General features: G+C 44.7%; 16 protein-coding genes and 1 pseudogene. 5 read left to right on the top strand and 12 right to left on the bottom strand.

From position 1 onward, the window contains the following. Nucleotides 1-369 precede the first annotated feature (369 nt). Both AB4138_RS06585 and AB4138_RS06580 read right to left on the bottom strand, forming a co-directional pair. Nucleotides 370-624, bottom strand: a pseudogene (locus AB4138_RS06585) (peptide ABC transporter substrate-binding protein); the annotation flags it as partial. 48 nt (nucleotides 625-672) lie between these two features. Continuing rightward, nucleotides 673-1,566, bottom strand: coding sequence for a DMT family transporter (locus AB4138_RS06580; RefSeq protein ID WP_017065645.1), 894 nt, complete (start codon nucleotides 1,564-1,566; stop codon nucleotides 673-675). A gap of 98 nt (nucleotides 1,567-1,664) precedes the next feature. Between AB4138_RS06580 and AB4138_RS06575 the strand changes: the two genes are divergently transcribed. Next, on the top strand, nucleotides 1,665-2,453 hold the full coding sequence (locus AB4138_RS06575) for a helix-turn-helix domain-containing protein (RefSeq protein ID WP_029235520.1): 789 nt from the start codon (nucleotides 1,665-1,667) through the stop codon (nucleotides 2,451-2,453). A 65-nt stretch (nucleotides 2,454-2,518) separates the two neighbouring features. On the opposite strand, the gene AB4138_RS06570 is transcribed toward AB4138_RS06575, so the two are convergent. The 6 genes from AB4138_RS06570 to AB4138_RS06545 form a co-directional block, all read right to left on the bottom strand. Further along, entirely contained in the window at nucleotides 2,519-3,640 is a 1,122-nt protein-coding gene (locus AB4138_RS06570; protein ID WP_372305461.1) for a lipocalin-like domain-containing protein, read from the bottom strand. A gap of 11 nt (nucleotides 3,641-3,651) precedes the next feature. Continuing rightward, the gene (locus AB4138_RS06565) at nucleotides 3,652-6,192 is read right to left on the bottom strand and encodes an ABC transporter permease (protein WP_372305386.1); all 2,541 of its coding nucleotides are present in this window, start codon (nucleotides 6,190-6,192) and stop codon (nucleotides 3,652-3,654) included. Between the two features lie 8 nt (nucleotides 6,193-6,200). Next, nucleotides 6,201-6,914: an ABC transporter ATP-binding protein gene (locus AB4138_RS06560; RefSeq protein ID WP_372305383.1), complete on the bottom strand. Its 714-nt coding sequence runs from the start codon at nucleotides 6,912-6,914 to the stop codon at nucleotides 6,201-6,203. A gap of 743 nt (nucleotides 6,915-7,657) precedes the next feature. Continuing rightward, nucleotides 7,658-9,562, bottom strand: a complete 1,905-nt coding sequence (locus tag AB4138_RS06555; protein ID WP_372305380.1) for a bifunctional UDP-sugar hydrolase/5'-nucleotidase — start codon at nucleotides 9,560-9,562, stop codon at nucleotides 7,658-7,660. A gap of 291 nt (nucleotides 9,563-9,853) precedes the next feature. After that, the gene (locus AB4138_RS06550; protein ID WP_017067922.1) at nucleotides 9,854-10,843 is read right to left on the bottom strand and encodes a zinc-dependent alcohol dehydrogenase family protein; all 990 of its coding nucleotides are present in this window, start codon (nucleotides 10,841-10,843) and stop codon (nucleotides 9,854-9,856) included. A 20-nt stretch (nucleotides 10,844-10,863) separates the two neighbouring features. After that, nucleotides 10,864-11,652, bottom strand: a complete 789-nt coding sequence (locus AB4138_RS06545) for a phytanoyl-CoA dioxygenase family protein (RefSeq protein ID WP_017059991.1) — start codon at nucleotides 11,650-11,652, stop codon at nucleotides 10,864-10,866. Between the two features lie 319 nt (nucleotides 11,653-11,971). On the opposite strand from AB4138_RS06545, the gene AB4138_RS06540 reads away from it, so the two are divergent. Then, entirely contained in the window at nucleotides 11,972-13,162 is a 1,191-nt protein-coding gene (locus tag AB4138_RS06540; RefSeq protein ID WP_372180692.1) for a GGDEF domain-containing protein, read from the top strand. Here AB4138_RS06540 and AB4138_RS06535 read toward each other — a convergent pair. Beyond that, nucleotides 13,149-14,030: a multidrug transporter gene (locus AB4138_RS06535; RefSeq protein ID WP_372099890.1), complete on the bottom strand. Its 882-nt coding sequence runs from the start codon at nucleotides 14,028-14,030 to the stop codon at nucleotides 13,149-13,151. The genes AB4138_RS06540 and AB4138_RS06535 overlap by 14 nt on opposite strands. Nucleotides 14,031-14,221: 191 nt before the next feature. Next, nucleotides 14,222-15,553, bottom strand: a complete 1,332-nt coding sequence (locus AB4138_RS06530; RefSeq protein WP_372305378.1) for an MFS transporter — start codon at nucleotides 15,551-15,553, stop codon at nucleotides 14,222-14,224. Nucleotides 15,554-15,870: 317 nt separating this feature from the next. Between AB4138_RS06530 and kduD the strand changes: the two genes are divergently transcribed. Then, a complete protein-coding gene (kduD, locus tag AB4138_RS06525) occupies nucleotides 15,871-16,632 on the top strand; it encodes a 2-dehydro-3-deoxy-D-gluconate 5-dehydrogenase KduD (protein WP_017067926.1) in 762 nt (253 codons plus the stop codon). A 53-nt stretch (nucleotides 16,633-16,685) separates the two neighbouring features. Beyond that, nucleotides 16,686-17,324 carry an RpiB/LacA/LacB family sugar-phosphate isomerase gene (locus AB4138_RS06520; RefSeq protein WP_017067927.1) on the top strand — a complete coding sequence of 213 codons (639 nt, stop codon included), beginning with the start codon at nucleotides 16,686-16,688 and terminating at the stop codon, nucleotides 17,322-17,324. A 122-nt stretch (nucleotides 17,325-17,446) separates the two neighbouring features. Here AB4138_RS06520 and AB4138_RS06515 read toward each other — a convergent pair whose 3' ends face one another. Together AB4138_RS06515 and AB4138_RS06510 are read right to left on the bottom strand one after the other, a co-directional pair. Next, on the bottom strand, nucleotides 17,447-20,056 hold the full coding sequence (locus AB4138_RS06515) for a response regulator (RefSeq protein WP_372305375.1): 2,610 nt from the start codon (nucleotides 20,054-20,056) through the stop codon (nucleotides 17,447-17,449). Next, entirely contained in the window at nucleotides 20,049-21,335 is a 1,287-nt protein-coding gene (locus AB4138_RS06510) for an acyl-homoserine-lactone synthase (protein ID WP_372305372.1), read from the bottom strand. The genes AB4138_RS06515 and AB4138_RS06510 overlap by 8 nt, the downstream gene beginning before the upstream one ends. A 668-nt stretch (nucleotides 21,336-22,003) precedes the next feature. Here AB4138_RS06510 and AB4138_RS06505 point away from each other — a divergent pair. Continuing rightward, nucleotides 22,004-22,396 carry a cystatin domain-containing protein gene (locus AB4138_RS06505; RefSeq protein WP_017064277.1) on the top strand — a complete coding sequence of 131 codons (393 nt, stop codon included), beginning with the start codon at nucleotides 22,004-22,006 and terminating at the stop codon, nucleotides 22,394-22,396. Nucleotides 22,397-22,458 lie beyond the last annotated feature (62 nt).

Below are 22,458 nucleotides of genomic sequence, written 5' to 3'. Positions count from 1 at the left end.
TTGTTACTTGCTAGTAACAATATACTTAAGATGACATAAGTTAAAGCGGATAATCTCATGGTTAAGACTATTTTTTTCAAACAGATGATCAGTTGATGAATATTGGTGCTTAAAGGCGTATCAGGCGAATGGCAAACATGGATGAAGTGATATCAAGCAAGAGAATAGAAATACTGATTAAGTCACTAGATAGGTCGATTGCAAAAAAAACACCTAGCGTAATGCTAGGTGTTTCTAAGCCGTGTGGTACTCATGTCGGTACTTTTTTGTGTTAGCCAACCAACCGCTGTTGATTTGGTTTAGTTAAAGTGGCTGTATCTCAGATACCACTAAAGTGGTAGTGATTATTGTTTTCTTATCAGCTCACTTTTACTGTTTTAAAAAGTATAGATCCTTCGCGTAGATATTTCCTTTCGGATTATTGTTTGGGAAGCCTTTTAGTGTATTTCGCACTAATCGTGTGTGATTGTAATGATATAAAGGTATAACTGCTGAAGAATAGTTGAGTAACGACTCATCGTGCTGATATAAAGTAAAGCGTTTAGACTAATCTTCCGTTTTACTCGCTTGCTGTAAGGGCTCATCATAGTATGGATTACAGTAGCCACTCTCATTTGCTGTGTGAAACGTGAGTTTGAATTTTTACCCTAATGTGAGCGTTGGGTAATGCGTTTAGCTTTGTTGAGGGAGAGGAGCCTCAAGCCTTGGTTTTCTTCTGATTTGAGCAAGGATGACACCTGAAATCACCATCACACCACCAATGATGTGGAACTGGTTAATCTCTTCGCCAAGCCATGTCGCGGCTAATACGATCGCTACAACCGGAAGCAAGTTCATGAACATCGCGCTTGAGTCAGCACCAATGGTGTCAATCGCTTTCACCCACATCCAAGGCGCTAAAATCGAAGCGGCAACCGCTGCGTAAGCTATCAATGGGAGCGCTTGTTGCGGTGGTAAAAGTTGTTCGCTGGTAAGCCAAAGTGGCGTAAGCATCGCGACAGCAAACAGACCCTGAATGTATATCACCACCCAGCTACTGATTGGCATTTTCCAGCGTTTCAGTAGTACACAGTAAGAAGCATAAACAAAGGCTGCAATTAGCATATAGCCATCGCCTTGAGTCAATTCTTGATGCATGAAGAATAACGGATCGCCTTTGCCTAACATCAGGGCTAAGCCTGATAGTGACAACACACCGCCAACAATACTCAAACTAGAAATCGACTTGTGCAGCAAAGGGACGCTTAAAAATACACTGACCAATGGAACCAAAGAAGTGATTAATGCCATGTTAGAGGCGGTTGTGGTTAAGCCTGCGTAGTAACCTAGAGATTGGTTCAACACCATGCCCAAAAAGCCGAGGAACGCTAATTTAGATAAGTTTGGCTTAATGACAGCCCACTGCTTCATCACTGGGCGAATACAGAAAGGCGTGAGGATTAACATCGCAAAAAACCAGCGGTAAAAACTCATTGCGCTAGGTTCTATGGTGCTTGCAGCAAGCTTGTTGACGATTGCATTGGCGCCCCAGATACAGACTGTAAAAAATGGTAATAGGTAATGCATGTGAATTCCGTGGCGAATGAGTTGGTGCGGCTAGTTTGACAGGTCGTTATACTTACAAGTATCTTTAGAAAGACATTAAGCGCGATAGGAAGACAAGTTTGAAAAAACACTCCAGAAACCTTCATCCATCCTTATTAATTGATAAGGCACCATCCAACGTATTTATGAATTTTGAAGCGTTTCTTTCGAACACTGAAACCCGAGTTCATAGCCACTCATGGGGACAGGTTCAATTGATCAGTGGTGGTATATTAGAGATGGAAGCGGAAAGCACTCGATTTCTAGCGCCACCACATCTAGCGATTTGGGTACCGGCCGGGGTGATGCATTGCAGTTATAACCGTAAGCCTTTGGACTACTGTTCACTAAATATCGCCCCAGAACTCACGCAACACCTGCCAGATAAAACCAGCCTTATAAAGATCACGCCGATTGTGTCTTCTATTATCGATGATTTTCGCGATCGTGGGATCAATGTTGCGGAAACCGAGCAAGACCAAAGGCTCGTTCAGGTACTGCTTGACCAACTTGCGCAGCGTGAGGTTGAACACCACTTCTTGCCTTCAACCGATAATAAGTATCTAGCGCCTATATTGGCTTCTGTTGAAGAGAACCCAACCGATGAAGTGACGCTGAAAGATTGGGCTGAACGTGTCCACACCACGGAAAGAACCCTTTCTCGCCACTGCCAGACCGAGCTTGGAATGAGCTTTACCGAGTGGCGACTGCGAGTGCGCTACCTATACTCAATGGACTTGTTGAGAAACGGCCAATCGGTTAAAGAGGTCGCTCTTACATTGGGTTATAACCAAGCAAGCCCATTTATCACCATGTTCAAACGTTACGCGAACCAAACGCCAGAGCAGTATAAGAACCGTTTGTTGTAGTTCGTTGTTGTTCCTAACAGAACGGATGTATTTGTCATCAGATTTCACCTTTATTAATACAGGACTTAATACCCAGTCAATTCCATATAGCCAGATCCGGAATGAGAACCTTTGATTTCAATTGGCCCTTCCCAATAAGGAACCGACAGCGGCATTTTGGCATTTGGATTGAGTGCCGAGACGGTCAGTTCTATTTGCTGGCTTGGAATCGAAACTTGCCACTCTGTTGGGTAGTCACGCCCGTCGATTTTAGTTTGCTTGATGGCGGTTAAGCTGATGTCTTGCTGCTTAATCGCGATGCCGGAGCCATCTTGATTCATCAACCTCGCATGAGAATAGCTGGCTTTGCCTGTAGTTGAGTTTCGAAGTTGAAATACCACCAAGCTGGTTTCATCACTCAGCCTTAGCGCAAACCAATCCCAACCTTGTTGCGAGTCGAGTAAAAACTGCGAGCTCCATTCTCTGTCTATCCAACCTTTGCCGGAAACTTGATGGGTGACGCCATCAATAGTTACCTCGCCCGATACATTGATGAATGGTTGGCTGTAGTAATAGGAAGACACTTTGCCATCGCTACTTTTAGTGCTGTAGCCTTGTTCGCCTTGCTTTTGATATGGCGCGTTGTTGGTTAACTTAAGCGAATATCCAAATTGACCCGAGTTAGCGACCAATGTAGCTGGGAACAGGTCATCGGTCGTCGACGTCCATTGCCAGTCATCAAGATAGACACGAAATGGTGAAGCGCTTACTCCTGCAAGTTCTGCTTGGTTACGTGACCACTTTTCATCGGCGTAGTGTTTGTCTTTAGTGGTGACAGCGCTGTGTGCCATGTAGATCTGCTGACTTTGCCAAGTAGTTTCCTTGGTTCTATTGCTACGTTCCTGTGGTGCAGCCGCAAAGCGAAACTGTGTCCATTGCACGCCTAACGTATTGCCTTTTTCATCAATCAAGTTTGCGGTTAAATACCACCATTCATGACGAAAATCAGGGTGCGCTTGATGGTCGGCAGGGAAGGCGATGTCGATACCTTTAACTACCGGTGTGAATTGATCAGTCTCTTTTTGTGTTTCATCGTCGGTTTGTTTTCCAGTGCCAAGTATTGAGCCCATATTTTGAGCTGATGGTTGAGTGGATTCATCGCACCCTAAAAGGAGCAAGATGCCAAGTGTGAGAACGAAAACTCTCATTGTTCGATTCATCACAACACCTCACTCTGTAAACTGGATACCACGGGTTTGCTGACCAAACGCCACAGTGGAATCAAGGTCGCAATCACTGCCACTAAAATGGTGATGGTTGCGATGCTGAGTGCATCACTCCAATTCCATACGTAATTTAAGCTCCAACCAAAGGCGCGTAGGGTAACGATGTCCGTCAACACATAACCGACCATAGCGCCGAGTGGTAAAGCGATAACCAGAGTGAAGGCGACCAGAACAACGATTTGCCCGACCACCATTGCCATCAATTTTTTCTGACTAACACCGAGTGCATACAGCCTTGCAATGGCGGCTTTACGTGCATCGAGCAACATGAAACAGGCGCAGAACAACCCAATCACCGCCACCATTAATGTGACGCCATTAAGCGCCCGCGTGATGGCAAAAGTTTGTGAGAATATATCCAACGCGATCGATTTGATCTGTGCTTGACCGTAAAGCTGACTAGGGTGCAGATTGAGTTGTTGGCGTAGCTGTTCATATACCACTTGTGGGTCGCCAGAGACTTTGATTCCCAAGCTGGTGGGTAAGTCAGTAAATCCGCTTTCGATCCACAAATTAGGTGCAAGTAACACTTCGCCATTCGGTGAGCCGTAATCGTGGAAAATCGCCCCGACGATGAGCGCTTTGTCTTGGATCGCGTCGAGCTTGAGTCGGCTTCCAAGCGGCAAGCCGAGCTTCACTGCCGTAGGTTCGCTGATCGCCACGAATTCACCTTGGTAAAAGCGCGTCCAGAAATCATCAAGGTGGGATTGAAATACCATGGTTTGCTCAAGTGTGTCTTTGTCTTTGTCTTTGGTGCCGAGCAAAGTAGGTAAGCCCTGCAAGTTATCATCGACATAATATTGCTTATAAACGGTTTCAACATTTTCAAACTGCTCTAACGCACGTTCCACATTCGCGATTTCACCTTGGGCAGGGCTAACGTAAATATCGGCATGTAAGCGCTGTTCAAGCCATTGCTTTAACGTGGATTCAAAGCTGCCGACTAAGGTATTCATTCCGATATTGGCGGTGACAGCGAGAAGCAACGCCATCATGGCAAGGGAGAGAGGGGAAATAAGTTCACGTAGCTCAGCAAACAGATATTGTATTAACCCCGATTGGGTGCGTTTTTCGCTCCAGTTCGCTAGCACGCTTAGCGTTTTGGGCAGGTACAAAGGAATCGATACCACTAACACACCGAGCCATGCCATGGTGAAGCGATGATGTTCGCTCATCCATAAACCTGCTAACGCGAGAATAGTTAATACTGACCCGATAACAAACAGCTGATTTTCGTTAGACGTTTCCGGCGCTTGATAGAAACCGCCATGGGAAGAGAGGGGTTGTCGCACCCGCTGTTTAAAGTGTTGCCAACAAGCGACAAGCGTTGCGGCCAGTGTGAGTAGCAGTGCCTGCATTAACCATTGCCACTGCCATGTACCGGGAAGCAGTGTTGCACCATAAAGTTGCTCAAGTGTTATCGCGACGGTTGGATGCAGCCAATGGCTGAGTTGGATGCCGAGAATGAAACCAAGCGACGCGCCTAGTGTGACTAAAAGAGTCAGCTCGACTAACAGAGCTGAAAACACGATGCTTGGCGCAATGCCGGCTTGTTGAATTTGCACCAATAGCCGATTACGTTTCAGCAAACTGTACTTCACACCGTTGTAAGCGATGAACAGGCCAACCAAAAACGCCAACAAACTCATGGCGGTGAGGTTAAGGTGAAAGCTATCGGTAATTGAACCGAGATCCGTGCTTTGGTTGTTGGATATCCATTGCCCTTGCTCGCCAATAAGGCTTTGCCATTTATCCTGAGCATTGCTGTTAGTGTCGCTCTTAGTGTCAAAAATAGCGATGTAGCTCAGTTGCCCTTGTTTGTTAAGCAGTTGCTGAGCGAACCCAATATCCATCAACATTCGGCTACCTAGCTGCCATTCATCTGGTAGCACTACCACTTGAGTGAGCACTTCATCCAAAGTGAGTGTGTCTACTCCTCCCAAGTTCTGGTGTTGCGACTGGCTCATCATCACAATGGGTTCACCCGCTAAGAGTTGCGGCAAAGGTAAGGCATTGTCGAACAGGGAAATGTTTGGTTCTTTGGTTTGAGTGTTGCTTTGTTCGTCGATGCGAGCGTGACGAGATCTTGAAGTGAGGGCGGCGATCAACTCACTGCCTTGAACTGACCAACGTCGACCTTGCTCGTCTCTTACTCGCCCTTCAATAACAGGTAGCGCTGCGCTTAATCCACTTTGTCTTAAGCTGAAGTAGAGCGATTCCGGCAAATAGTTTTGCCCTGCTGGTGGAATGATAAGGTTCTGCGCTTGAGCGCTAAGTTGCTCGGTCGATTCTGCATAACTGCGCTTGGCATTGAGGTTGATGGCTTGCACTGCGACAAACAAGGTGACCGCTAACACAATGCCGATCAGAATCGCTGCGGCTTGCAATGGTGATTGACGATAGTGCGCCGCGAATAGATTCAGAGTCAGTTTGGTATGGGTGAGCTGGTTCTGAGCAAAGCCAGTTTGCTTCATTGAATGACTCACAACGTTGCTGCTCTTGGGGTTAGATCTACGTTCCTTAAACAACCATCGTCTAACACCAATTTTGTCTGCATAAAGCTGGCGCATTCTGGGCTGTGCGTAACCAAAAGCACCGCAGTGTTGCCTTGAGTGGTGATTTCACTCAGCAGCTTCATAACCTCTAACCCTGCTTTGTGGTCGAGGTTGCCTGTGGGTTCGTCGGCAAGCAATAGTTTGGGTTTATGGGCTAGCGCGCGCGCTATTGCGACTCGTTGTTGCTGACCGCCAGAGAGTGCGGATACATGTCTTTCGAGTAACTCGCTGATGCTCAATGCATCAACTAAGTAATCGCACCAGTCGCTCCATTTTTGTTGATTTAAATGGAGCGGGAAGGCGATGTTTTGTTTTACGTTGAGTGGGGTTAGCAAGTTGAACTGTTGAAAGATAACGCCTAGTTTTTGATGGCGGAATCGGCTCCACTGAGGATCTTTCCAATTTAATGTGTTCTCGCCATCAAGCCACAATTCTCCACCAGATAGTTCGCCACCGGATAGAGGTTCAAACCCTGCAATGATGTTCAGCAGAGTACTTTTTCCGCTGCCACTCGCCCCTGTCAAAGCCACGCTTGCCCCTGTCGCCAAAGCGAAGTCGACATTTTCCAACACGCTATGAGTGTCTTTACCATCAACAAAGCTTTTGTTGGCATGTGTGAGTGTGACAATTGGGCTTTCCATTTCCTTTCCTTATAACCAAAACTTACCAACAAAAGGTGTCGTTACTTGTGGCAATTACCGAAGCGACAAGCTCTATAAAACTGTAGACAACAATTTGAAACAATAGGGCGATTTATATCGAATTATTAATAACTTGTACTTCGAAAAGAGGGGAATAGATCAGTGTGAGATGGAATACAGGTGTAAGTGGGAGCTTAGAGTCACCTAGGAGGCTTTTGGGGCTGTTTATAGATAATAAATATCTATGTTAAAAATTGTCCCAATTCCAATTCGTTTTAAAAGAAAACGCCCCCGATTGGTTGAAGCCAATCAGGGTTAGTAAGGCCCAAGAAAATCTAGTTACTTGGACTTTATTGCGAGGATTAATTTTGCTAAGGCACCTAACAAAGCAGCGATAGCGAAAACCAATTCAGGGTTATTCATATTATTACCTATAAAGAAGCTCTCGCCTTATGTGAGAGATTCTTCGTATTATCAACATGCATGTGATGGAAGGCAAGATAAAGAAATGGGGCTACCTGTGGATAACTATCTGATTTATTGGGTTTTACTAAAAGGGGGGGAGGCGGTGTAGCCTTCAAGTTGCAAAGTACTTGCTTACAATAGTAATGAGTGTGTCAAAGAGTCTGCTTTTACTTCTATTTTTCAACGTCACTTAATATGGATCGTACTCAACTTTCCGTAATCAACGACCTAACCACGCTCTAAGCGTCGTTAAGTCGTTATTGGTTTGAGGTCAGGGCTTAATTGAGCGCTTTGATCAGAGTGATTTCGCGTTTGATTTGCTTACTCTCTTGCTCAGTCGCCTGCGCCAGTTTCTTTTCGCGTGTGGTTATGGCTGCTTGTTTGGCTTCGTCAGATTTGAACATCAGTTCTTTTGCGTTGATAGAAGCGATGTTTGTGTAACGGCCATCGTCACTGGTTGGGATTGATATGGTTTCATCATTAATCAATGACTTCACTATCTCACGCTGTTCATTGTAACGGTTCTCTAACCCCGAAAGTGTCCATCGTTGTTGAGGCTTGCCTTCATACTGACCGTTCTTTTCTTCTTTAAGATACTTGATGGTCATGTTACGGATCGTGCCTGCTTCTTCTCCATACTCTGCTTCCGTATCAAAGAGTACAGGGAATGATTCACCTTCTAGCACGCCGCCTTTCTTGGTTAGATGACCCATTCGATAGCTATTCATACCAATACGGATTTCTGTTTGATCAGTAACCGGTGTGCCATCAGCAAACGCGAGGTTGGTGATGCGTGTACCTGCAGGCTGAGTAAGGTCGATGGTATAAGTCACGCCCGCGAAGAAGTCATTGGTCGAGTATTTTGATGCTCTGCGTTCAGGGTTAAAGCTGTAGGTCACATCACCGGGTTGCACTGAGTTGAAGTAGCCCGCAGACCATTCCATGTAGGTTCTTAACTCTTTGCCTGTCATCTGGTAGACAGTGATTTCGCCACCTGCGTATTGGTAGTTGTACGCGATGTCTTTGGCTTTGATTGGGCCAACACCAAGCTCTGCATTGTCGTTGTCTATTTGAAGTGCGATGACATTGGCCTTGGGTGCATAGAAGAAGCTCGCTTCTTGGTATAGCGCACTGATGCCTGTGTCTTGAACATGGACTTGAGGGATACCGCGGATTTCGTTTTCTGGGACTAAATCAACGCCGGTAAGTTGAGCGACAGGTCTGTTCGCCATTTCTCGGAGTTGTTTGTGGTAAGGCTGGTATAACTCGTCCATATTCTCATCAGAGTCGATACCTTTAATTTTATAGGTGAAGCTGTCTTTGTTGACGAGAGTGAATGTGCCATCGCGCTCTTCAAATTGAAGATCGATACGAGATAGGGCGCGGCCATATCTGTCGGGTTCAGTAATAATAACGCCATTTACAACGGCTTTATCGATGCGAGTGTGCATGTGGCCAGCGACGATGGCATCAAGCTCTGGGTTTGCATTGGCAATGTCGGTGACACCGGTGTCAGCAATGTCATTCTCGTTCTCAATCCCCATATGGGCAACCAATACGATGGCATCCACTTTATCATCAATTTCTTTGACGATTTTCTTCACTTCCCAGGTTGGATTAGTGAAAGTGACGCCTTCTAAACGGTTTGTACCTTGCGCAAAGACCTCCGTCATTGGGGTATCCATTCCGATCACGCCGATCTTAATACCACCGCGTTCAAGAATGGTGTAACCCGGTAAGAATGGATTTCCGTTTTTGTTCTTGATGTTGCCACCGAGAGACTGCCCTTTAAATTGGGTAACGGCTCTGTTGAGGGTTTTAAGGCCAAAGTCGAATTCGTGGTTACCTAAAACCCACACATCGTATTTCATGTGATTAAAGCCAAGCATCATTGGATCAACGGGCTCGTCTTTGAAGGTTTCAACGAAGTTGCCTTGGATAGTGTCGCCAGCATCGACAAGGATAATGTTAGATTGCTCTTTGCGGATCTCACCAACCTTGGTCGCGATTTGGCTCAAGCTACCACGAGTGTTGAGTTTATCTGCCGCGTAATCCCACGCCATAAAATGACCGTGGATATCTGAAGTACCCAGTATCGTGACATCGTGTATATCGCCATCAGCTGCAAAGGTGGGAAAGGCTAGAGAGAGTAGGATGGCGCTTGATAGTATGTGTCTTTTCATAAGTATGTTCACATCGTGGTTTTAAGTATGACGCTACCATATAGAATCGAGGTTATCTTATGGGTGATCAGTATCATATTTCTAATGATATAACTAATTGATGTTTCAAATAAATGTGATTCATGACCATCTCGTAACCACTTAAGTTATGGAGAAATGCACCACAACTCTTCGCTATCTTTTCAATCTTCGATTTCTTTAATCAAACTTCCTAAGCGATGGTGTATTAACAAGCACGCTTGTAAGCTGTTGAACGTCTTGCCTGTTGAATATATATCGTCCAACTCTCACTTACTGTGGCAGTAAGATGATCTTGCCCTCTAGGCGTGTGGTTTTCGATTCAATGAGATCAATCGCGGTTTGCACTTCATCGAATGGTAGATAGCGGTCAACGTCGAGCTGAATGTCGTTTGTGATGAAGTGATCTAGCATGGTCGTGAACTTATCACGGCGAACATCTTTACCTTCTGCTTCCTCCCAATAACGCAAGAAGAAGGTGCTGAAATCGATGTGTTGGTTTTTCGCGTACTCAAAGAAGCGTGGCTCGTAAAAATCCAACGACAGCGTCCCATAGTTGATAAAGCGCCCGTTGTTGCCAAGGGTGTGAACAAGATCGGTTCCGGGTGAGCCGCCAATCGCATCAAAGGCAACGGTTGGCATAGGCAAGCCTAATGCCTTAATTTGAGAAACTAGATCAGCGTTCGCATCTATCACCCAACAGGAAGTGGCAGGGTATTGTGTCTGCTGTGATGTAACGACAATGATGTTGAAGCCGAGTGATGCTGATAACTGGGAGAAGATCTTACCGATGGCTGAACTGCCCGCGTTGATGATCAACACATCCTCTTGGGTCAGCTTGGCTATTTCTGTCGTTAGCACCCATGCGGTTAGCGCATTAATGTACAACTGACAGGCGTAGCCATTGTCTAAATGTTGAGGAATTTGGAACAGATCATCTGGTGATACATCGACATAGTTCTGCCATGTTCCACTGGTTGCCACAAGCACTCGTTGATTCACTATAAACTTAGCACTGCTGGATTCTACAATCCTTCCTACCGCTTCAAATCCCGGTACTCTCGGCGGCTGATGGCTATGTTTGTATTGGCCCACACCATAAATCGACAACAGATCACTAGGGTTGATGTTAGTCGCTTCAATTTGTACGCGAACTTTATCTTTGTCTAGTACCCCTAAAGCGACATGTTCTAACTTGAGAGATTCTTTTGGCTGACCGAAACGGAACTGGCTAATTCGGGTATTTTGCTTAGTGTCAGTCATAGTTTGGGCACCTTTATGGATTATGAGTACTGCATTGATTTTAAGTGTAGCGTGTTCATAAACAACCTTGGGTCGCTAATATTGCTTAACATAGCTGGCGTCGGTAAACAGTCGTCATCAACGTAGTCGACATAGTCTGCCGCCGAATCGAAGATCAAAATATCCAAAGCCAAACGATCCAAGCCATATCGGCCTCGGTGGATCATATCCGCTGAAAACACCAATAAGTCACCTGCGGCTAACGGTATCTGCTTACCACCAGAGATGTCATCGCTGCTCACTTTGCCGTTTTCTTCTTGGCGAACATTGTACTCTTCTTCGTTATCCCAACGTTTGTGCGTGCCGGGGATAAGTTCCATGCCGGGCTCATCAAAAAGGGGCACTCGCAGATGCAATACTTGGGTTTCCATGATGACTTTCATCTGGTCATCAATGTCGTAGTCGTATTGACAGTCACGATGCCAGAAGTCTTTTTGCTGCGGGTTTACTGGGTTGAAGAACAGCTGTGTATTCATGAATGCCGGCTTGTTCGGAATCACCGCATCAACCACATCCATCACTTGTTTCGAGCTTATGAAGTCGAAAAGCACGCTTCTATCGTCGGCAGGCAAATACTCGCTTCCCGTAATTAAAGACGAGTTAAATGCTTCTTCTTTATAGAATTCTTCGTTGTCTGCTTTCCATGATTCATGAAATTTCAGCACGACTTTTCTAAGCGATGCAATTTGAGCTTCATTGAAATAATTTCTGATAACAAAGTAACCATGTTCGTCGTAACGGTCACTTAATTGTTGGCTGTTTTCTACCACTGACTACCTTCGTTCATTCTTTGCTGTATAATAACTAAGGTCAACAGCCCTAGAGATTTCTTGGGCGCATAATGCCAGACAGTCGTCATTCAACCAAGTAACGAGTGCAGAAGCCTGTAGATTCAGTGATGCGATAAAACTCTATGGGGGCGAGTGTTACATGCCTATCCATATCCTGGACTCATGCGATAAAAATCTCCGCATATGTGATCTACCCCCTTTTTTTATAAAATAAAAAGATTCACATGGTGAATGTTTTTGTGGTTTGCATGATTATTGACCATGTTGAAATTTGGTTGCGTATGGAAGATAGAAAATCATGGATGGTTTTTCGCTGGATATGAGAACACTTAATTTTATTATTATTTTGTTCTCTTTCATTTACTGTATTGGCTTGTTGTTATTTCAATTCACTCAACAGTCCATTAAAGGGCTTTCAATCTTTTCCATTTCAATATTTGTTATCGGAACTGGGCCGTTGATGTTGAGCCTAAGAGGGGAGTTCCCTGATTGGGTCACCGTTATTGGTGCCAATATGGTCATTGCGCTTGGTTTTCATCTCGCCTTGTATAGCTTATGTCTGTTTCGAGAATACTCTCTCAAATGCACCTACCTCAGTAGTCTAATGATGTTGGCTCTTTTGCCATGTTTTATTTACTTCACGTTCTATGAGCCTTCCATAAAGGCTCGAATTATCCTCATTAGTTTATATCTGGCTTTTGTGACTCTTTGCACTGCCTTTGCGGTATTAAAGGGCCGGCGTGATGACTTGACTCTAGGTATTCGGATGATGGCCTTGTCATTTACGATATATGGCGGGTTTATGGTTTTTCGAGTTGTGGTGACACTATTTTCCGCTGAGCTCCAGGATTTCATGGCGGCCACTCTCATTCATCAACTTGCCTTTTTAGTGAGCATCGTTCTTATTGTGTCGATGAGCTTTACAATGCTTTGGCTGATTAACGCAAGGTTGCTTAGTTCTATTCACGAGCTGTCCTACAGCGATCCTCTAACGGTACTGGGAAACCGCAGAGCATTAGATGAGATGGTTCCAGTTATCATGAAGCAGGCGGAAACTGCACCTGTTAGTGCCATTATGATGGATATTGATAATTTTAAGTCGATCAATGACCAACACGGACACATTGTAGGTGACTTCGTGATCAAGTCTTTTGCTGAAATGGTTCAAAGTGCGATAAAAACATCGCCTAAAGCCAGTGCGTTTCGTTTTGGCGGAGACGAGATAATGATTTTATTGCCTAATGTCGATTTCCAACAAGCTCAGGTTATTGCCTGCAAGTTACGATTGTCTATTTCAGAGGTATCAGCAGTACAAGAACATGAGATGTTTCTGACATCGAGTTTTGGTGTTGCTCAGCTTCACCCGCATGAGAGTTGGAATGGGTTTATTAGCCGAGCCGACAAAGCGTTATATCAAGCGAAAACAAACGGTCGCAATATGACTTCAATTTGTCCTAGTCATATTAACGAGCTCGTCACTGCCACATAACCAATACTGCTGCGATAGAAAGCAAGATGAGCGCAAGAATGTCTTTGCGCGCGATGCTTTGCCCTAACCAGAAATAGGATATCAACACCATGAAGATCACTTCGACTTGCCCGAGTGTCTTTACGTACGGCACGGCTTGAAGCGACATCGCGCTAAACCAACCCAGAGAACCGATAACACTCGCTAAGCTTGTCATGATGACTAGTTTCGACTTCTTGAATATCAGGCGCAGCGTGTCGCGTTCTCTGAAAAAGAGATACGTACAGATAATCACTGTCTGAAGGGAAATGACGAGGAACAGCACCCAAGCAGCGCTATGAGGGAAGGGCAACCCTATGCTCAAACTTGCTTCCCGTACCCAAAGAGACGTTAAAGCAAAGGCGGTGCTACACGCCATACCTAATAAGAACACTTTCGGGGACAAGCTTCGCCAGCCAGAAGCGCTACTCATGATTAGCACGCCTAAAGTACCAATAAGTACGCCGACCCAACCTGTTAGTGTCAAAGCAGTACCAAAAAACAATACGGATAGCACAGCAGATACGGGGGCTTCACACTTGGCTAAGCCTGCGCCTATCGCATAGTTTTCGAGCTTGAACAGCATCACCATTAAGCCGGTCGCGAGGATCTGCATGATGGCGGCAGCAACAATATAGAAAACAAACTCACCCGAAAAATCCGGTGCGGATACGGGCTGCCATTGATAGAGGGCGCAGAGGTAAATAAGGGCGATAGGGCTAGCCCAAATAAATCGCGCTAACGTTACGCCAGCCACGCTCATGGTGCCACTTAATTTACTTTGAAAGGCATTGCGCCAAGATTGGCTAAAGGCAGCAAGGAGAGTAAAGGCTATCCAACTAAAAGACATGACGCGTCCATGTGTTATGTAATTTGCTGATTATATTAACAAATAAAACCAATATAAGAAGCGACTTGTTCTTTTAATAAGCAATAGTCAGTTGCGTGAATCGCTCGGTTTTGAAGAATATTCGGTCTTTAAAACTTGCGCTGTAAACCTTAACGGCTTCATTTACTTGTCACTCGACATCAATCGATTGTTTAGAAAATCGCTTCTTTTCTGTTCTTGAAGTAGAACAGCGCGCTGATCAAAACGAACAGTAAGGTGAAGTAATAGAAAAAAGAAGACAGTGAGGCCAAGAAGGCAAGGTTCTGTTCTATTTCTTGTTCGGTGTAGCCCTGAGACACCAACTTATAGTAGTAAGCGTACAAGATACCGATCAGACCGTATCCGAGGTTAAACATCAAACCTTTGAAACTAAGAACGGTGGCTCTGTTGTGTGATTCGGTTTTTTTATTCAGGTGGTAGCTGATGAAAATGTTCATCGTCATGATGATAAAGATTAATACTAGTGCCGGAATGACTCCGTAAATCGACCAACCTAAACTGATCCAGTAATAAGTCGCCATGCTTGCCAATCCCATAACCACAATGAAGGTTTTAGCCTCCATACTCTCTGCTAATCTTCGGCTTTGTCCTGCCAATATAATCTTAAGCAAGCTGATACCCGCACCAATAAAACCAAAGTAGATAATTGGAATATCAATGGCCAGATAGTATTGGCTGTTCATGGTTAGGAACATGCGTGAGGTGTGTTCGAATAGGCTGTAGTAGAGCAAGATGAACAGCACGTAAGGCGTAGCGAATACCCATTTACCCGCATCGATCGTCAATTTAAGACTTGAGATGGTGGTTGCCAATTTGGTTTGGTCGCTTGGCATCAGCTTTTTCTCTTCGCGCATATTAATCGCGGCATAGATGGCGATCATCGCTACAAATAGGGTGGCGAACACAGGAATACGCATCAGGTCTTTAGTGCTTTCTGGTTCGGCTAGTCCAAGGAAATGAAAGATGTTCGTCATAAAGTTCACGTCGTACATCGCCGCACCAATCAGCGTGACAAAGACACCGACCGTTGAGGCGACACGAAGCTGGATTTGCAGCACTCGCGGCCACAACTCTTCATTACCTTGTTCTTTTAAGGTGTCGTAAGCCAATGCCTCGTCGGCGCCGCTGGCCAGTGCCATCGCTAAGCCACTGAGAATCCGGTTAATCAGAAAGACTATGAACACCAAGTCGGGGTTTCCGGTTGGCACTAAGGCGATCATTGCGATCTCAACAAACATCACAATCGAAGACAGCACCACCAGTTTCTTGCGGCCTAAGGTATCGGCGAATGCACCCGACGGTACTTCAGCAAGCACAATGGTGGCCGCCCAAACTACATTGAGCATCGCGAATTGAGACAGGGTTAACCCGTAATCTAAATAAAGTAGTGTGAATATAGGGTAGTAAAAACGCGCAAAGTAGCTGCTTCTAAACATCAAGAAGTAGCGGACATTGGGAATTTTAAGGATCTCTTTGAGCGTCATGATAATTTCAGTAATTTAGATAACACATTATTATGTATAACCCTTTTACTCTTTTAAATCATGGAATTGTTGCCAAATCCCTAAAATATCTGGTTTGGGTGATCTTCGAACTCATTGTTCATAGTGGGTTATAGGTTTCTCGTCTTCAAATCACTTTCCCCTATTCATTTAGTTTGTGGTGCCGTTTCACTTGTTCGACTGATTTTGGTGCAAGATCGAACTTCTACAACGTCGCTCTCGTATTTACATCTTATTGTATGATTTAATTATTGGTAATAACGATACGCAATGAATCCAATGTAATTGAGGAAGCGAGCATGATCTTAGAGTCATTCAGTCTGGAAGGTAAAGTAGCGATAGTGACGGGCTGTAACACGGGGCTTGGGCAAGGTATTGCATTAGGCCTAGCGGAAGCCGGTTGTAAGGTTGTCGGTGTTAACCGAACAGAGCCTGAAGAGACTATTGAGAAAATGAGTGCAGCAGGTCATTCGTTCCTAAACGTGAGTGCTGATCTTCTCGAGCAAGCGTGCATTCCAGGGGTTATAGAGCGCACTTTGGCTGAGTTTGGCCAAGTCGACATTCTCGTGAACAATGCAGGAATTATTCGCCGCCAAGATGCTATTGAGTTCTCAGAGCAAGATTGGGATGACGTAATGAACGTGAACACCAAGACGGTGTTCTTTATGTCTCAGGCTGTTGCAAAGCAATTTAAGGCTCAAGGTACTGGCGGAAAGATCATTAACATTGCATCGATGCTCTCATTCCAAGGTGGCATTCGAGTTCCTTCCTATACGGCTTCAAAAAGTGCTGTGATGGGCGTGACACGTGCGATGGCGAACGAATGGGCGCGCGATAATATCAACGTGAATGCGATAGCCCCCGGTTATATGGAAACGAACAATACTCAAGCTCTGCGTGAAGATGCTGAGCGTAATCAAGCGATTCTTGAGCGTATTCCGGCTGAACGTTGGGGTAAACCGCAAGATATCGCAGGTCCTTGTGTGTTCTTAGCATCATCAGCATCGGATTACATTAATGGCTATACCATTGCTGTTGACGGTGGTTGGTTAGCACGCTAATTAGTTTTTTATTCTAAATTTTGAGTTTGCAGCAATCTTGCAGGAGAAGATAAATGAAAATCGCTTTAATGATGGAAAACAGTCAAGCAGGCAAAAATGCTATGGTATCAGCTGAACTAGAGTCAGTTGCTGGTGGTTTTGGTCACGATGTCTTCAACCTAGGAATGACAGACGAGAACGATCACCACTTAACGTATATTCATCTAGGTATTATGGCGAGCATTCTGATTAACTCAAAGGCTGTTGACTTTGTTGTGACAGGATGTGGCACTGGCCAAGGTGCTTTGATGTCACTGAACCTGCATCCGGGGGTGGTTTGTGGTTACTGCCTAGAGCCATCAGATGCTTTCTTGTTTAACCAAATTAACAACGGTAATGCTCTCGCTCTCGCTTTTGCTAAAGGCTTTGGCTGGGCAGGTGAACTCAACATTCGTTATATCTTTGAAAAAGCGTTCACAGGCGAGCGTGGTAATGGGTATCCACTAGAGCGTGCAGAACCACAGCAACGTAATGCAGCAATTTTGAATGAAGTGAAAGCGGCGGTGGTAAAAGATAACTTTATTGATTCTCTGAGAGCCATCGACCAAGATCTAGTGAAAACAGCGGTTGGCAGCGAACGTTTCCAACAATGCTTCTTTGAGCATTGCCAAAACCAAGAAATCGCTGATTATGTTCGTTCACTTTTAGATTAATTAGAGCGTTTAGTTCTGATAGAGCCAGCCTTGTTCGGCTGGCTTTTTGATGAATAATTAAAGGAAAGTTGTGAGGCAGACAGTAATCAACTGGAAAAATGGCGATTCGTGTTTTCCTGAATTTATTCTTCATCTTCGGTTTCTTTGGGAGCATTCGACGCCCAGTCTTTTTCAAGCCAGTTATCGAGCACGTGTTGCAGTGCCTTCAAAGAGGTTGGCTTCTCTAGGCGACCATCCATCAACTTGCTGATCATATCTAACTCGTGTTGTCCTGATTCGCCAGACAAAGCAATAATTGGCGTTTGAGGAGAGCGTGCCTTGATGATTTGGCTTGCGTCAAACCCATTCATTATCGGCATTTGTACGTCCATTAAGATCAAATCGACCTTGTGTGTTTTGAACAGTTCGACAGCATTCTCGCCGTTTTTAGCTTGTAAGCTATTTACGCCAAGTCGACTCAGGTACATCTGAACAAGCGTGCGTTGTACCTCTTTGTCATCGACGATAAGCACGGTTGGAGCCAAATGGTTCTCTGGGGCTAGCGTACTTGTTGGCTCTGAACTTTGCGTTTCCGCTTGGTTATCTGGCTTAACTTCTGCATTGGATTTGTTTTCAGTTGTGGTTTGATTACTTTTCCAATCATTGAAGTAAGGCGTACGAAGTGCGTCTGCTTTGGGTGCATTGGGCACCACCGGGAAGTACAGGTGGAACTCAGTAAACTCCCCAAGTTTAGAGTGGCACTCAACTCGACCGCCAAATGAACGCATTACACGTTGGCAATAGCCAAGCCCTAGGCCGCTACCACCGCTTTTTTGGTAAGAGAAGAAGTCATCAAAGATCTTATGTGCAATGGCTTCGTCAATGCCTGGGCCAGTATCTCGGAATATCAGAACGTTCTCGTAAGGTCCTGTGTTGGTGCTGATCTCAATTTGGCTTTCTGGATAAGAATCAAAGTAATAGATTGCATTGCGTATCAGGTTGAAAATGACGAAGTTGAATAAGGTTTCATTCAGCTTTGCTACAAAATCAGCGTGTTGTGGTAAACGAATACGTTCAATGATCTTTTCATTCTCAAAACCATAGTGGCTTACGGCTTGATCCACGGCTTTGTGGATAGAAGTCATGGTCACAGGGCCGTGTTCAGGCGTACTGTCACTGACTTCGCGCAGGATGATATCAATCAGTTGTCGCCCGCGTTGAATCGCCGCTTGGCCATTCTCAATATCCTTTAGGATTTGTTTAGCTGGGGCTTGGTTATCAATGTGCTGTTTTAACACCTCAAAATGCAGCTGCACTTGAGCCAGCGGGTTACGCATTTCGTGTGCGATAGAATTAGCAAGCGCGCGGCTTTGGCGGATGCGTCTATCGGCTTCGATAGTGCTTTGTACTCGAGTTAACAAGGTTTGCAGGGCAGAGATCTCTTCGTTAGAGAACATCTGATCGTTGCTCTTGTGTGACGATACTAACAAGTGCGTGACCGATTTCCCCTGACCAAACAGAGGCATCACCAAAGCGGTATCGTTGGAGCTCATCTTGTCATACAGGGCTTTGATTGAGCGCTTGGCTGGTGCGGTGTAATCAAGCTCCTGAGACAACTCATCGAACACTAAAACGGACTTGTTAGTAGACAGATAATCTTCGTAGAAGGTTTCGTTGTAGTTGCTATTCACTAGACGTAGCTTATCTTCTGGAATTTGCAGTAGGCTACCCAAACGACGCATTGCATCATCAATTGATAGCTTGAAATCCTCTTCTAGCGCGAGGATCTGTTGTACTGGCGTTTTCTTGTTTCCGTAGATAAAGAAGGAGGCGTAGTCGCTCACACGTTTGTAGAGTAAATGCCAAGTGATGCCGATAACCGCGCAGATAGGGATAGCAATGAGCCATTGGTTATCGTCTGTCAGTGGGATAAATATCGCGCCAAAAGGTATCACCAAAATTGCACACACCAACAACGTATTTAGGCTCATATACGCAAGGTATTTCACGCTATAGAAGCGAGAGGTCAGTAGAGCATAGCCAACGAACAACATCTCACTGATCGACAAGGCTGGTGGTAGCCAAGTGAGTGAGAAGTCACGCAAGAAGTAGGTCATACCTAGATGGATCGTCGCAGTAGACAGCATGAACACTAAGATGCCCGCGATCATGTAGTTGGTTTTGGCTAAGGTAAGCTTGCTGCTGTTGGCGCGCATGGCCACGAGGTTGAATAGCGTCAGGACAACGAAGCTGATCATCCCGATAAAGAAGTACGGCGTGTGTGTGCCAAACTCGATCACGAACTGGCTTGGGCCAGCAATCGTGACATGTTCAACGGTTAACCCCGGACTTAAATTGATAAAGAAGGAGTAGACAGTCAGTGTGACAAAAATGGCTTGCTGCCATGCATGAACCTTACCATTACGTTGTTCGGCTGCGAGTTTGCACGAGAAGTAATAGGCAAAGGCAAATGCAAAGAAAGAGGCGAGGTTGGCAAACTTTGCCGCGAACACAGCGGCCGAGGCCCCAAGTTCTGGCAATAAATCGGTATGGAAGTAGGCGTTGCTGCTGATCCACGCAACAATACAGATCGAATAGGCGATGTACGGGGCATGGTGTGTCCCCGCAATGACTTCGTTCTTTTGTTTTAGGCGATAGCAATAATAGAGCAACCACATAACAACCACAGCCACGGTTGCAAGCAGCGTGATTGCTTTTGCATAGATGATCGCTTCTAGGCCGAAATCAAACATGTTCATCCTTTCTTACCGGACTCGGTTTTAATACCGCCCTTGCTTTATTTTCTGAGATCATTTTTGCTGAGATCGTTTTTTCCGCAGAACTCAATTGTTCTAGTGAGCTTAGCTTTCTGCTCTCACGCACTGCGCTTTTGTAGCTGCGAAAATCGATGTCATTGAATGCTTTTACCATCATCTCGAAATTCCAGACCCCACGATAAATTGTTGTGCCGTCATCATTTAATTCGCAATACCCTGAGTGGAAGTACGCATTGGGTTCAATAGTTTGATAAAACTGAAGCATGAAAGGTTGCTCGATAATAGTGAAGCCAATCTTATAGCCTATTTGGTGTAAGACACTCATCAACTCTTTTTGAGCAAGGTAGAGGAAATAGAGCTTTTGTTGGGTATTGCCACTGACTGTCAGACGCAACACCTCACACAGGGCATCTTTGTCGGACAATTGTAACTGGAATTGTTGGTCAAATTCTGGGAGAGAGTAACATTTTGACAGTGTAGGCGGTGTGAAAAGTTGTAACCCTGCGAGTTCATCGTAGCCGTAATTGGGCAAACAGTATTGCCATTGCTCATTGCTAAATGGCGGTGCGTAACTTAGCCAAGTGTCATTCTTAGACCAGTCTTGAATCAGCGCAGAGGAAACCAGTGTTGGAAAGGCTTCATCGACTGGGTGTTTGAGCAGAATAAAATGCTTACCTGCCTGAGAAAGGTGTAATAAAGGCAGCATCTCAAACCATTTTTCACCCTTGATGAACACCTCAAGATTGCTTAAAGCAATGGCATCGCTGATTGGCATTCCTTGTGGGTGACTCGGTGTTTGTACCAAAAGTGGCTCATGTTCTATCTGTTCGATGATCGCACCGTAATAAGCACTGTCATTGATAGGGAGGTCGACATGAGAAATGGAGCTTGGATTTAATGGAGATTTTGCTTTGATCGCAGCAATTTCACACTCACACCAGAAATCTAGCCAATGCATATAGCACTGCCCTACAGCCTGTTCTAGAAGAGCAATTTCTGCAGATAGTGTATTTGGATAGCGCAGAATCAGATCGCGGTAGTCCATCACCTCAAACAATACAGAGTAGCTTTTGTTTTGATGCTCTGGGAAAAGCAATTCTAACTGGCTTCTACGATATTCAGTCACGTTTTGAAAAAGCTCAGTGCGCTCATGTGGCTGATAAGTGTTGATGACGAGCTCTATCAGCGCTCGCTGTTTTATTTCGATAGACAGACTGCTAGCCAACAGTGAGCCTAAAGACGACGTTAATTTCATGTTTAACCTAGCCTAGGTTTATATAATTATTTTTATTTGATCTGCACTATCTATAGGACACTGATTTTAGGTATGTGTTTGAAGTTACGTTACTTTGAGAGAGCCAATCGTAACTTTACTTGTGTCCATGGTGTGAGAAGTAAGTTGCATAATCGGGCGAGATTTTACTACTTGCACTCACCCTCAACAATAAAGATTTTCCATATTTGAATGAATTCAAAGATGAACAAAATACATTATTATCAACAACTTGTAGGGTTGGATCACAGTTTTAAAATCAGACATGATTAAGTCGAGCATAAACTTTTGGATTTATAAAATAATTTCAAATATCTATTTTTTGAACCAATATCATAATCCACATCAAGATGAGCTCATCTTATTAATCGTGATAGGAATGTTTTTGGTGTGAAGCATGTAATTATCTGATTAATTATGTCTGTATTATTACTCGCTTATTCTCTCGCTATTCATTTTAATGATTTAAATATCAGGTGGATAAAAGCAGAGCTCCAGTGCTCGTCTTGTTTTCCTGACAATCTCCTGTGTTTATAGAGTAGTTACACCATAATCTCTGATGAAGTGATGACATTCGAGGTTTAAGCTTGCCTGCATATGAAACATTATTGCGAGTAATCCCTCGTAAATGATTGAGGTAGAGAGAATTTATGAAGAACGTACGATTAACATCATTACTTGGAACAGCAACCTTGTTTAGTGTCGTGGCGTTAGCTGGGTGTAGTCAGAAATCAGAGGTACCAACTCAACCGCAAGAGAATGCGAACCCCATCTGCAGCACTAAAAACCTGACGGGTGGTTGGTCGAAAAGTGAGATAACACCAGAAGCCAAGCAAGCTTTAAACGCAGTTCTTAGCCAAATGAACACTTCAGCTGAGCTCAAGCAGATCTTGAGTGTTCGAACTCAGGTTGTCGCGGGTTTGAATTACGCTATTGAGTTTGAAATGGATAATGGTGAAGTGTGGAACACCATCGTTTACCGTTCTCTACAAGGTGACATCGAAATGACGCAACCTGCACAGAAAGGTCTTCTGTGCTCATAATCTAGATGCGTCTGTATCTTGTGAGATAGGCTTATAGCAAATAAAAATGGTTCATCGCGGCT

The organism is Vibrio sp. 10N.286.52.C3, assembly GCF_041468865.1.
Classification (GTDB): Bacteria; Pseudomonadota; Gammaproteobacteria; order Enterobacterales; family Vibrionaceae; genus Vibrio; species Vibrio crassostreae_C.
The sequence above is the reverse complement of the archived record's forward strand: the minus strand, read 5'-3'. Positions and strand labels throughout refer to the sequence as shown.